Source organism: Dactylosporangium sp. CA-139114 (assembly GCF_050955725.1).
In the GTDB taxonomy this organism is placed as follows: domain Bacteria; phylum Actinomycetota; class Actinomycetes; order Mycobacteriales; family Micromonosporaceae; genus Dactylosporangium.
In genome coordinates, this window is sequence record NZ_CP192080.1 from 61,506 (window position 1) to 74,016 (window position 12,511).

Genomic DNA, 12,511 nt, shown 5'->3' on the forward strand with positions numbered 1-12,511 from the left:
CGAAAAGGAAGACAGTCGTGACCGCCACCGCCATTCCAGCTCCGTCGCCCATGGGCGGCGGAGCGGGCGTCTCGGCGCCCTCCCGCCCCGCGACCAGGCGCAACGTCGAGCTGGGACTGCTGCTCTTCGTGATCGCCATCCTCACGATCTACGCGGCGGTCGTCGAGGGCAACGCGATCGGCCAGGTCACGGGCGACTTCTGGGTCCAGACCGCGATCATCGCGGTGATCTTCTTCGCCGCTCACATGGCGGTGCGGTTCCTGGCGCCGTATGCCGATCCGACGATCCTGCCCGCCGTGGCGCTCATCAACGGCATCGGCGTCGCCTTCCTGCGCCGGCTCGACCTGGCCACCACCAAGGCGGTCGACCGGCCCGAGCTCAACGTCTTCGGCGGCGACGGCTTCCGTCAGCTCGGCTGGACGGCCGCGGCCGTGGTGGGTGCGGTCGCGCTCCTGGCGATCGTGCGCGACCACCGCTCGCTGTCTCGGTACGCCTACACGCTCGGCCTCACCGGCATCGTGCTCGTGCTGATCCCGGCGGTGCTGCCCGCGCGGTACTCGGCGATCCACGGCGCCAAGCTCTGGATCAAGCTGCCGGGCTTCACGATCCAGCCGGGCGAGTTCGCCAAGATCGCGCTGCTGGTCTTCTTCGCCTACTACCTGGTGCGCAAGCGCGAGGTGCTCTCCCTGGCGAGCAAGCGGTTCCTCGGCATCGACTTCCCCCGGGGCCGCGACCTCGGGCCGGTCGTGCTCGTGTGGCTGATGTCGCTGATGGTCCTCGTCTTCGAGAAGGACCTCGGCACCTCGCTCATGTACTTCGGCCTCTTCGTCGTGACGCTCTACGTCGCCACCGAGCGGGTCTCCTGGCTGATCATCGGCCTCGGGCTCTTCCTCGGCGGCGCGTTCCTGGCGTACTTCCTCGGCAAGACCGTCGGCGGCCCCTTCCTCAACTTCTCCGAGCGCGCGACCACCTGGCTCGACCCGTTCGGGGACGCGGACAACAAGGGCTACCAGCTGGTCCAGTCGCTGCTCGGGCTGGGCACCGGCGGGCTCACCGGCACCGGCCCCGGCGCCGGGCAGCCGACCAAGGTGCCCGAGGTCTGGACGGACTTCATCTTCTCCGGCCTCGGCGAGGAGATCGGGCTCTTCGGGCTGACCGCGCTGCTGGTGACCTACCTGCTGCTGGTCGAGCGGGGCCTGCGCGCGGCGATCAACGTCCGCGACTCCTTCGGCAAGCTGTTCGCCGGCGGCCTCGCGTTCACGCTGGGGTTGCAGGTGTTCGTCATCGTGGGTGGCATCAGCCAGCTCATCCCGCTGACCGGGCAGACCACGCCGTTCCTCTCGGCCGGTGGCTCGTCGCTGGTGGCCAACTGGTTGCTGGTCGGTCTGCTGCTGCGCATCTCCGACGCGTCGCGCCGCCCCGCCGGGGGTGCCCCCTCGGCCGGGCTCGGCGGCACGGCGCCCGGCGGCGGCGGCGCGCCGGTCCAGATCAAAGAGATGCCCACGGAGGTCGTGCGATGAACGCCCCGCTGCGCCGGGTCGGGGTCGTGGTCATGGTGCTGTTCGCCATGCTGTTCCTGAACCTGAACTACCGCCAGGTGGTCAAGGCCGACGACTATCGCACCAACCCGCGCAACGCGCGCGTGCAGGCGACCGAGTACGAGCGGCCGCGCGGCAAGATCGTCGATGCCAGTGGCAACGTGCTCGCCGATGCGCAGGCGACCGGGGACTCGCTGAAGTTCCTGCGGACGTACCCGCTCAAGGAGGAGTACGCCTCCGTCCTCGGCTACAAGCCGGTCAACCTGGGCTCGACCAAGCTCGAGAAGCTCAACAACGACTTCCTGATCGGCACCTCGGACAAGCAGGCGGCCGACCGGATCGCCGGGATGTTCACCGGCAAGGAGCCGGCCGGCGGCAACGTCCTGCTGACCCTGTCCAAGGCCACGCAGGACACGGCCTACCAGGCGCTGGGGACCAACAAGCTCGGCATCAAGAAGGGCGCGGCCATCGCGCTCGACCCGGCCACCGGAAAGATCCTGGCCGAGGTCTCGCTGCCCAGCTACGACCCCAACCTGCTCAGCACCCACGACATCAACGCGGCCTCGGCGAACTACAAGACGCTCAACAACGACCCGAACAAGCCGCTGCTCAACCGGGCGACCTCGGAGGTCTACCCGCCCGGCTCGACCTTCAAGATCATCACCTCGGCGGCGGCGATGAGCGCCGACTCCTCCCTCACGCCCGACTCGACCGTGCAGGGTGGCGAGTTCTACCAGCCGCCGGAGACCTCGACCTTCCGCATCAAGAACTCCCACGAAGGCATCTGCCCCGACAGCATCACGATGAAGCAGGCGCTGACCGTCTCCTGCAACACGGTCTTCGCCCGCATCGGTGTCGAGCGGGTGGGTGCCGACAAGCTCAAGTCGATGGCCCAGGCCTTCGGCTTCGAGCAGGAGCCCCGCCTCATCGAGGACCAGGATCGCAACTACTGCGGCATCGTGGCCAGCCACACCGGCCCCATGACCGCCGGCACCGACAACCGCGTCGACCCGCCCGCCGTCGCTCAGTCGAGCATCGGACAGCGCGAGGTGAAGATGTCTCCGCTGCAAGGCGCCATGATTGCGGCGACGGTTGCCAACGGTGGAAAGCAGATGCGCCCCTACATTGTCGACCGTCTGCAGAACTCCGACCTGTCGATCGCCGACCACACCGAGCCCAAGCTGCTGCGCACGCCGATCAACGACGGCGTGGCCAAAGAGCTGCAGGACATGATGTTCAGCGTCGTGACGTCGAACGACGGCACCGGCCGCAGCGCGCGCATCTCGGGCTTGGACGTGGGTGGTAAGACCGGTACGGCGGAGAACGGCGAGGAGTCGGAGGACCACGGCTGGTTCATCGGCTTCGCGCTCAAGGACGGCAAGCCGATCGTCTCGGTCGCGGTCTTCCTCGAGAACGCTGGCAAGGGTGGCAGCGGCGAGGCGGCTCGGATTGCCGGCCTGATCATGAAGGCATACGCGGACGAAAAGGGCATTCGATAATGAGGTGCGCGACATGTTGAGCGCCGGCACCACCCTCGGTGGCCGATACCGCCTGGACGAACGCATCGCCGGCGGCGGGATGGGCGACGTGTGGCGGGGCACCGACGAGGTGCTCGGCCGGACGGTGGCCATCAAGGTGCTGCTCTCCGCCCTGATGGAGGAGCCCGGCTTCGCCGAGCGCTTCCGCGGCGAGGCCCGCACGATGGCGACCATCAACCACCCCGGCGTCGTGGACATCTACGACTACGGCAGCGAGAACGGCACCGCCTTCCTGATCATGGAGTACGTGGAGGGCGACGCGCTCTCCCGCACCCTCTCGCGGGTCGGCCGGCTGACCCCGGCCCGCGCCATGGCGCTCATCGCCCAGGCCGCCGACGCGCTGCACGCCGCCCACGAGAAGGGCATCGTCCACCGCGACGTCAAGCCCGGCAACCTGCTCGTGCGCCCCAACGGCACGCTGGTGCTCACCGACTTCGGCATCGCCCGATCGGCCGCCGTCGCCCAGCTCACCGCGGCCGGCTCGGTGCTCGGCACCGCCTCCTACATCTCGCCCGAGCAGGCCTCGGGCGCCCAGGCCACCCCGCTCTCCGACGTCTACGCGCTCGGCGTCGTGGCCTACCAGTGCCTCTCCGGCGCGCGCCCGTTCGAGGGGGAGAACCCGCTCGAGATCGCGATGCGGCACGTCCGCGACATGCCGCCGCCGCTGCCCGCCGACATTCCGCCGCCGGTCGCCCAGCTCGTCGAGCGGGCCATGGCGAAGGACCCCGCCGCCCGCTGGCCGAGCGCCGCGGCCCTCGCCCAGGCCGCGCGCCGCGTCTCCGGCCAGCTCTCCGGCGGCACGGCCGCCGGCCCCGCGATCCCGCCGATGGGCGCCCCGATGGGCCCGCCCGGCTCGCCGATGGGCCACGGCCCGGTCTCCGGCGGCCCGGTCTCCGCGTCGCCCGTCTCGCCCGGCTACGGCAACCACCCGATGTCCGGCTCGCCGATGTCGGGCCCGCCCACCTCGGGCGCGGCCGGCACCCGGATCATGCCCGGCGCCGTGCCGGGCGCGGCCGCCGGTGCCGCCGCGGGCCTCGGCGCCCACAACGCGCGCGGGGCCGCCGGCGTGGCCCCGCCGCCCTCCAACGACACCGCGACCTACCTCGGCTCGACCGGCGGCTACCAGCCGGGTCCGCCGCCCGGCCCGCGGCCCACGAACGGCGGCGGCCGGCGCAACAACAACCTGCTCCTGGTCGGCGTGGCCGCGGTCGTGCTGCTGGTGCTGGTCGGCATCGGCGGCCTCTACCTGGCCAACAAGGGCAACGACGAGCCGACGAACCCGGTCGGCGACAATCCCACCTCGGCCGCCCCGGTCCAGTCGTCCGCTCCGCCCAAGGCGACGGGCAAGCCGGTCGCCGTGGCGTGCCGGCCGCCCGGCACCGGGGACTTCGTCAAGCGCGAGCTCGAGCGCAAGGGCATGAAGGTCAACATTGTCGCCGAGCCGACCAAGGGCGCGTTCCCGAACGCGGTCACCAAGGTCGTGCCCTGCGGCGAGAACATCGCGCAGGGCACGACGATCACGCTGACCGTCAACCAGGGCGCGATCGACGACAACCCCGAGCCGACCGGTACCACGGCCGACCCGGGCAACGGATCGTCCAACGGGCCGGGCACCAAGACCAGCCCCACCTGCAACCCGCTGGACTTCGTCAATGGCAAGTGCGCCGGGGGATGACCCGGGCAACACGCGTACCAGCTGGAATGTATCCCCGTCGCATGACGTGGCAAGGTAGATAGTCGATGACCGAAGGACGACACGACATGACCGCCCAGCCACGCCTCCTCGGCGGCCGTTACCAGGTCGGGGAGCTGCTCGGCTATGGCGGTATGGCCGAGGTCCATCGGGGTCGCGACCTGCGGCTCGGCCGCGACGTCGCGATCAAGACGCTGCGGACCGACCTGGCCCGCGATGCCACGTTCCAGCTGCGGTTCCGCAGGGAGGCGCAGAACGCCGCCTCCCTCAACCACCCCGCGATCGTCGCCGTCTACGACACCGGCGAGGAGCGCGGTCCGGCGGGCGAGGAACTGCCGTACATCGTCATGGAGTTCGTCAACGGCCGCACCCTCAAGGAGGTGCTGGCGGCCGAGGGCCGGCTCATGCCGCGGCGGGCGCTGGAGATCACGGCGGACATCTGCGCCGCCCTGGAGTTCAGCCATCGGCACGGCATCATCCACCGCGACATCAAGCCGGGCAACGTGATGCTCACGCAGACCGGCCAGGTCAAGGTGATGGACTTCGGCATCGCCCGGGCGCTGGCCAGCGGGGCCACGACGATGACGCAGACGTCGGCGGTGATCGGCACCGCGCAGTACCTCTCCCCGGAGCAGGCCCGCGGCGAGCCGGTCGACGCCCGCAGCGACGTCTACGCGACCGGGTGCGTGCTCTTCGAGCTGCTCTGCGGCCACCCGCCGTTCGTCGGGGACAACCCGGTGTCGGTGGCCTACCAGCACGTGCGGGAGGACCCGCGGCCGCCGAGCTCCAGCAACCGCGACGTGACGCCCGAGATCGACGCGGTGGTGCTCAAGGCCCTGGCCAAGAACCCGCTCAACCGCTACCAGTCGGCCGGCGAGATGCGCGCGGACGTCATGCGCGCCGCGGCCGGCCGCCCGGTCTCCGCGCCCCCGGTGATGACCGAGGACGAGATGGCCGCGGTCATGGCCCAGCAGACCACCGCCTACCGGCCGCCGCCCGCCTCGCGCCAGCCGGCCCGGGCCAACCAGCGGCAGAAGCGCAAGAGCTCCACCGGCGTCGTGGTGATGCTGACGGTGCTCGGGCTGCTCGCGGTGTCCGCCCTGGCGATCGGGCTCTACCTGGCCAACCAGGAGCCGCCGGTGCGGGTGCCCCAGATCACCGGGCGCAACCAGGGCGAGGCCGCGGAGGTGCTGCGCCAGTCCGGCCTGACCGGCGACCCGCGCGGCGGCTCGACGGAGAACTGCCAGCCCGGCGTGGTGACGCTGCAGAACCCGACGCCCGGCACCGAGGTCAAGCAGGGTACGCAGATCGACTACGAGATCTGTGGCGCGCCGACCCTGGTCACCGTGCCCTCGCTGACCCGGATGAGCAAGGACGAGGCCACCCAGCAGCTGCAGAGCCTGAAGCTGGTGCCGCAGATCCAGGATCGCGACGGCACCGAGCCCAAGGACGAGGTCCAGAGCTCCGACCCGGCGTCCGGCACCCAGGTCAAGCCGGGCTCGACGGTCACGGTCTACGTCTCGAAGTTCAACCAGGCGATCATGCCCAACGTGCTCGACAAGAGCCCCGGCGAGGCCCAGGGGCTGCTCCAGGCGGCCGGCTTCACCAACGTGACCACGCAGAGCATCACGGTGACCGACGACTCGAAGGTCGGGCTCGTGGTCTCGGTGCAGCAGACGGTCGGCAAGACCTACCTCAAGACCGACAAGATCGTGCTCAAGGTCGGCCAGGGCGACAACAACCCGTCGACACCGCCGTCGGCGAACCCGAGCAAGAGCGCCGGGGGCTGAGCCTCATCACCCGTGCCCTGTGGATAACTTGGTAGTTATCCACAGGGTTGTGCACAACCTCGCGGCTCAGGCGAAGGCCGCGACCCGCCGCGCCTCGACCTCCGCCACGAGCTCCGGAGCCCGCTCCAGCGCGCCCGGCAGCCCGCAGACCGCCAGCCAGTTGGCGAGCATCTGGTGGCCGCCCTGGGTCAGCACCGACTCGGGGTGGAACTGCACGCCCTCGATGGGCAGCTCGCGGTGGCGCATCGCCATCACCACGCCGGACTCGGTCCGGCCGGTCACCTCGATCTCCGGCGGGAGCGTCTCCTCGAGGACGGCGAGGGAGTGGTACCGCGTCGCGATGAACGGATTCGGCAGCCCGGCAAGGACGCCCAGCCCCGTGTGCTCCACGAGCGAGGTCTTGCCGTGCAGGAGCTCCGGCGCGCGGGTCACGGTGGCCCCGAAGGCCGCGCCGAAGGCCTGGTGGCCCAGGCACACGCCGAAGATGGGCAGCTTCCCGCCGAGCTCGGCGATGACGTCCATGCAGATGCCGGCCCGCTCCGGGGTGCCCGGGCCGGGGGAGAGCAGCACGCCGGCCGGGTTCACCGCGGCCACGTCGGCCACGGTGAGCTCGTCGTTGCGGCGGACCTCGCACTCGACGCCCAGCTGGCCGAGGTACTGGACCAGGTTGAAGACGAACGAGTCGTAGTTGTCGATGACCAGGACGCGCACGGTTCTCCTAGCTGGGCAGGACCACCTGGGGGGCGGAGCTGGCGGGGGGCTTCGCCGGCGACGGTGCCTGCGACGGGGCGGGGCTTTCGACCGTGATGTCCGCACCCGGGTCGTTGGTCTCGACCTGCACGTCGTCGAACGGCAGGATCGGCTCGACCGCGGGGAAGACCTGATACCACAGCAGGGCGCCCACGCCGAGCGCGAGCACGGCCGAGACGAGCGCCTTGAGCTGCCACTGCTTGAACGGGATGTGGCGCCAGAGCCAGGAATACACGCGCTCAGCCCTTCAGCTCGGCGGGGTCGCCGTCGGTGGCGGGCTGGGACCGGGTGAGCTCGGCGTGCACCACGAGCCGCTGGTAGTTGTTGAACTTCGGGTTGCAGGTGGTCATGGTCAGCATCGCCTTGGTCGGCGTCTCGCCCGGCTTGTCGGGCACGGGCGCCACCACCTGCACGGCGGTGGGCAGCACGATCTCGTGGCCGGTGACGCTGTAGACGTACCAGGTGTCGGCGGTCTTGATGACCACGGAATCGCCGGGCTTGAGCTGGTCGAGGTCCCACCAGATGGCCGGCGTGCGGTGACCGGCCATCGAGAAGTTGCCGATCTGGCCGGGCAGGGCCGTTTCCGGGTAGTGCCCGGGCGCGTAGCGGATGTCGGCCGGGGTCACGCCCTGCACGACCGCCCACTTCTTGTTGAGCCGCGGGATGTGCACGGAGGCGATGACGGCGCCGTTGGCCGGCTTCACCACCTGCGGCGACGGGCCGGCGCTGGGCCCGACGGTGGGTTGCTGGGCCCACTGCTGCTCGAGCTGGCGGTTCAGCTCGTCCTGGTGGGCGTCGACGATCGCGGACTTGCCCCAGACCTCGTAGCCGGCGAACAGCAGCACGATCAGGCCGAAGGTGATCAGCACCTCGCCCGTGCCGCGGCTGATGGCGCGTGCCACCGAGCCGAATGTGGTCCTCGTGTATTCGGAGTACACGCTCCGGTACCCTTCCTCGGTGCGGACCGGGCGCAGTGGAACCACCACGGCGCCCTTGGATGCCGCGGGTGCGGCGGGCTGGTCCTCGTCCTCGGGGGTGGGAGTCGGTGGAAGTTTCTCGTCCTCGGCGGCAGGGGCGGCCGCTTCGGTCCCGCTGAGTTTTGGAATATAGACAGTTTCGGTCGCGTCCGTGGCGACTTTCGGGATTACCGCGGTCGCGTCGTCCTTCGGCGGGAGCCGCGGGATCACGGTGGTGGCGATGTCGTCCTGGTCGAGCGCGCGGTGGCGGGGCGAGTGCTCCATCGCTTCAGGACCCGGCCTGCGCGGCGCGGAGGGCGGTCGAGCCGTCGTAGGCCGGCGTGCGGATGTCCGCCTCCACCTTGACCTGGTAGCCGAGCCCGAACGAATCGGCGGCCTCGCTGAACAACCGGACCCCCTCGGAGCCTTCGAGCGCGCGTCGCATGGCGGCCTGGTCGCCGATGGCGGCGACCTCGAACGGCGGGGAGTAGACCCGTCCGTCGAGCAGCAGCGTGTTACCCACGCAGCGTACCGCGCTCGTTGCGATCACTCGGACGCCCATCAGCGTCATCGCCTCGGCGCCGCCGGCCCACAACGCATTGACCACCGCCTGCACGTCCTGCTGGTGAACGACCAGGTCATCGGGGGTGGCGCCGGCCGGGCGGGTGCCGTCGGCGCGGCGCGGAGCGTCATCGAGCCGCACCACCAGACCCGGCCCGCGCATGGCGGTCAGCCCGGCGGCGGCCTGCTCGGCGTCGCCGCGCTTGCGCTGCTCGTCCACCTGTCCGTCGGCACCGGCCTGACCCTGCTGCTGCCGGTCGATCTCGGAGCGCAGCCGGGCGGCCCGGTCCCGGTCGTCGGCGATGGATTTTTTTCGCTCGGCGATGAGGTTCGTCAATTCCGGCCGCCGGTCGTCGCGAAGGTCGGTGCCGTGGGCGGTCGCGGCGCTGAGGGAGAAGAGCATCCCGGCCACCACGAGCACCACCGGCGTCAGCACTGACCAGGCAAAACCGCGCTTCTGGGGTCGGCGCGGCAGCATAGCGCGACCGAGCCGGCGCAGTGCGTGGGTCCACGAGGAGCCGCCTGATGTGTACTCCACCACGACCCCTCCCCGCACGCGCGTGCCGACTTGACTACGCTAGTCGCAGAACATTATTCAGGCCGACGCTGGCGGAGGTGGCGGCGTCACGTGGATAGTGTTGGCCAGACGACCCCTCCAGGAGAGCGCCGTGCCGAAGTCGACAGTTCGTAAGAAGAAGGTCTACACCGCTCCGGCGGAGCTGCGACCGCAGGAGACTGCGGCCGCGAAGCGCCGTCCGAGCCCGGTGTGGGTGCCCGCGCTCGCCGTCGCGTTCGTGGTGATCGGCATCGCCTGGCTGGTGTCCTACTACCTGACGCAGGGGTTCTTCGACGTCAACTGGCTGTCGACGCTCGCCGATCTGAAGTACTGGAACCTGGCCATCGGGTTCGGCTTCCTCGTCGCGTCGCTCGCCGTCTTCTCGAAGTGGCGTTGACCTGCTGATCTCTTCGCGTTGCCGGGCCGCTGCGACAATTTTCACGTTACCGACTGGTAACACGAGGGGCTAAGGTCCTTCTGGAGATCTTCGGGCCCGGATCGTGGGAGGCTTCGGCATGGGCGCAGTGCAGATCGTGACGACCTGTGTCGCCGCGGCGATCACCATCGCCGCGGTGATCCTTGTCGTGCGGACCGTCCGGCGCATGCTCGCCGTCATCCGGCTCGGTCAGCCCGACCCGACCCGCAGTGGCGACAAGGGCCTGCGGCTGCGCACCATGCTCGCCGAGACGCTCGGCCACACGCGCATGCTGCGCTGGACCGTCGTCGGCGCCGCGCACTGGTTCGTGATGATCGCGTTCATCGCGCTCTCGCTGCTGGTGATCGAGGCCTACTTCGAGGTCGTCAAGCCCGGCCTGGGCCTGCCGCTGATCGGCGCCTGGAACATCTACGGCCTGGTCACCGAGTGGATCGGCGTCTTCGGGTTCATCGGCATTCTGGTGCTGATGGGCATCCGGCTGCGCAACCTGCCGAGCAACCCCAACCGGCGGTCCCGCTTCACCGGCTCCACCATGTGGCAGGCGTACTACGTCGAGTACACGATCCTCGGCGTTCTGCTCTGCGGCTTCTTCATCCGCGGCTTCAAGGCCGCCAACGACGAGCTCGAGTGGCCGACCTGGGCCGCGCCCGTCAGCCACGCGCTCGGCTCCGCGCTGCCCGCCTGGCCGGCCGCGGTGAGCCTGATCGCCATGGTGAAGATCATCATCTCGATGGCCTGGGTGATCGTCATCGCGAGCAACGTGACGATGGGCGTGGCCTGGCACCGCTTCCTCGCCTTCTTCAACATCTTCTTCAAGCGCGCCCCGGGCCGGAAGGGCTCCGGCCTCGGCGCGCTGCGCCCGATGACCAGCGAGGGCAAGCCGCTGGACTTCGAGGAGGCCGACCCGGAGAAGGACCAGTTCGGCGTCGCGACCGTCGAGCAGTTCAGCTGGAAGGGCATGCTGGACTTCACCACCTGCACCGAGTGTGGGCGGTGCCAGTCGCAGTGCCCGGCCTGGAACACCGGCAAGCCGCTCTCGCCGAAGCTGCTGATCCTCAACCTGCGCGACCACGCCTACGCCAAGGCGCCCTACCTGCTCGCCGGCGACGATCACTCCCAGGTCAACGCGCTCGCGCTGGCGGAGCAGGCGCGCCCGCTGATCGGCACCGCCGAGGAGAACGGCATCATCGACCCGGACGTGCTGTGGTCGTGCACCACGTGCGGCGCGTGCGTCGAGCAGTGCCCGGTCGACATCGAGCACGTGGACCACATCGTCGACATGCGGCGGTACCAGGTCCTCATCGAGTCGAACTTCCCGACCGAGGCCGGCGTCATGCTGCGCAACCTCGAGAACAAGGGCAACCCCTGGGGCGCGGCCCAGTCCACCCGCGACGACTGGACGAAGGGGCTGGGCTTCGAGGTCCCCAACGTGGCGGAGCTGCACGAGGGCGACTACGAGTACCTGTTCTGGGTCGGCTGCGCGGGCGCCTTCGAGGACCGGGCCAAGAAGACCACGCGGGCCGTGGCCACGCTGCTGCACGAGGCCGGCGTCAAGTTCGCCATCCTCGGCCAGGGCGAGACCTGCACCGGCGACCCGGCCCGCCGCATCGGCAACGAGTTCGTCTTCCAGATGCTCGCCCAGCAGAACGTCGAGACCCTCAACGAGGCCGGCGTGAAGAAGATCGTGGCGACCTGCCCGCACTGCTTCAACACGCTGTCCAACGAATACGGCCAGCTCGGCGGCGACTACGAGGTCATCCACCACACGCAGCTGCTCGCCCAGCTCGTCGCGGCCGGCAAGCTCACGCCGGTGCAGCCGCTGGACGGCGCCGTCACCTACCACGACCCCTGCTACCTCGGCCGGCACAACCGCGTCTTCGCCCCGCCGCGCGAGGTGCTCGGCGCCGTCGCCGGCCCGGCGGACGACAACAAGGGCCTGGTCGAGATGGACCGGTTCGCCGAGCGCTCGTTCTGCTGCGGCGCCGGCGGCGCGCGCATGTGGATGGAGGAGCGGATCGGCAAGCGGATCAACGTGGAGCGGGTCGAGGAGGCGCTGTCGACCGGCGCCAAGACCGTCGCGGTGGCCTGCCCGTTCTGCCTGACCATGCTCGGCGACGGCGTCACCGGCAAGAAGGCCGCCGGGGCCGCGCCGGAGGAGATCGAGGTCGTCGACGTGGCGTCCGTGCTGCTCAAGGCGGTGCAAAAGCCGTAAGCCACGGCCGCGGTCCGTCGGGGGCACGACCGTTGCCCCCGTCAGGACGCCCGGTCCGGGGCGGATCCGCGCAGCCGCACCGAGCCAGACCGGGCGCACCGGCCTCCGCGGTGGCAAGACCGCATCAGCGCTGGCCGATCACATTCATGGCCAGGCCCAGCGCGATGAGCACCGCGGCCGCCGTCGCCACGACGCGCAGCCCCTTCAGCCCCTCGGCGAGCGCCGCCTTGCGGGCCCCGGGCACGAGCGCCTTCGTCCGCACGTAGTCCAACCGTGCCCGCTTCGTCTTCGCGGCCGCGTTGCCCACCGCGATGCCGGCCGCGAGCGCGATACAGGCGCCTACTAATGCCGCACTCATCAAAGTCCCCCTCGATGCTTGGCCAGACCCCCGTCGGCATCAGCATCGGCGCTGTCCAACGCGCGGCAAAGCCCTCGAAAGAGGGAAGGTGATCTACGCATCTCGATCTTCTGGTGGCTCGTT

11 protein-coding genes are annotated in these 12,511 nt (G+C 70.2%); 6 read left to right on the forward strand and 5 right to left on the reverse strand.

The window, feature by feature from the left end; translation table 11 throughout:
* Positions 1–50: 50 nt before the first annotated feature.
* The 4 genes from ACQP2P_RS00295 to pknB all read left to right on the forward strand — a co-directional run bounded on the left by ACQP2P_RS00295 (position 51) and on the right by pknB (position 6,559).
* Positions 51–1,520 (forward strand): FtsW/RodA/SpoVE family cell cycle protein, encoded by a 1,470-nt coding sequence (locus tag ACQP2P_RS00295; RefSeq protein WP_433619573.1) that lies wholly within the window; start codon positions 51–53, stop codon positions 1,518–1,520.
* The gene (locus ACQP2P_RS00300; RefSeq protein WP_433612103.1) at positions 1,517–3,037 is read left to right on the forward strand and encodes a peptidoglycan D,D-transpeptidase FtsI family protein; all 1,521 of its coding nucleotides are present in this window, start codon (positions 1,517–1,519) and stop codon (positions 3,035–3,037) included. The genes ACQP2P_RS00295 and ACQP2P_RS00300 overlap by 4 nt, the downstream gene beginning before the upstream one ends.
* A 13-nt stretch (positions 3,038–3,050) precedes the next feature.
* Positions 3,051–4,751, forward strand: a complete 1,701-nt coding sequence (locus ACQP2P_RS00305; protein WP_433612105.1) for a serine/threonine-protein kinase — start codon at positions 3,051–3,053, stop codon at positions 4,749–4,751.
* Between the two features lie 86 nt (positions 4,752–4,837).
* Positions 4,838–6,559 carry a Stk1 family PASTA domain-containing Ser/Thr kinase gene (pknB, locus tag ACQP2P_RS00310; protein ID WP_433619575.1) on the forward strand — a complete coding sequence of 574 codons (1,722 nt, stop codon included), beginning with the start codon at positions 4,838–4,840 and terminating at the stop codon, positions 6,557–6,559.
* A gap of 66 nt (positions 6,560–6,625) precedes the next feature.
* Here pknB and ACQP2P_RS00315 read toward each other — a convergent pair whose 3' ends face one another.
* From ACQP2P_RS00315 to ACQP2P_RS00330, 4 genes are read right to left on the reverse strand one after another with little or no spacing between them, the layout of a single operon-like run.
* On the reverse strand, positions 6,626–7,270 hold the full coding sequence (locus ACQP2P_RS00315; RefSeq protein ID WP_433612108.1) for an aminodeoxychorismate/anthranilate synthase component II: 645 nt from the start codon (positions 7,268–7,270) through the stop codon (positions 6,626–6,628).
* 7 nt (positions 7,271–7,277) lie between these two features.
* On the reverse strand, positions 7,278–7,544 hold the full coding sequence (locus tag ACQP2P_RS00320) for a hypothetical protein (protein ID WP_433612110.1): 267 nt from the start codon (positions 7,542–7,544) through the stop codon (positions 7,278–7,280).
* A gap of 4 nt (positions 7,545–7,548) precedes the next feature.
* Positions 7,549–8,550, reverse strand: a complete 1,002-nt coding sequence (locus ACQP2P_RS00325) for a class E sortase (RefSeq protein ID WP_433612112.1) — start codon at positions 8,548–8,550, stop codon at positions 7,549–7,551.
* Between the two features lie 4 nt (positions 8,551–8,554).
* Positions 8,555–9,364 (reverse strand): DUF881 domain-containing protein, encoded by an 810-nt coding sequence (locus ACQP2P_RS00330; RefSeq protein WP_433619577.1) that lies wholly within the window; start codon positions 9,362–9,364, stop codon positions 8,555–8,557.
* A gap of 130 nt (positions 9,365–9,494) precedes the next feature.
* On the opposite strand from ACQP2P_RS00330, the gene ACQP2P_RS00335 reads away from it, so the two are divergent.
* Together ACQP2P_RS00335 and ACQP2P_RS00340 are read left to right on the forward strand one after the other, a co-directional pair.
* Complete coding sequence (locus ACQP2P_RS00335) at positions 9,495–9,779, forward strand: cell division protein CrgA (protein WP_433081982.1); 285 nt, start codon at positions 9,495–9,497, stop codon at positions 9,777–9,779.
* A gap of 118 nt (positions 9,780–9,897) precedes the next feature.
* Positions 9,898–12,030 (forward strand): (Fe-S)-binding protein, encoded by a 2,133-nt coding sequence (locus ACQP2P_RS00340; RefSeq protein WP_433612115.1) that lies wholly within the window; start codon positions 9,898–9,900, stop codon positions 12,028–12,030.
* A 124-nt stretch (positions 12,031–12,154) separates the two neighbouring features.
* Here ACQP2P_RS00340 and ACQP2P_RS00345 read toward each other — a convergent pair whose 3' ends face one another.
* On the reverse strand, positions 12,155–12,388 hold the full coding sequence (locus tag ACQP2P_RS00345) for a hypothetical protein (RefSeq protein WP_433081985.1): 234 nt from the start codon (positions 12,386–12,388) through the stop codon (positions 12,155–12,157).
* Between the last annotated feature and the right edge of the window lie 123 nt (positions 12,389–12,511).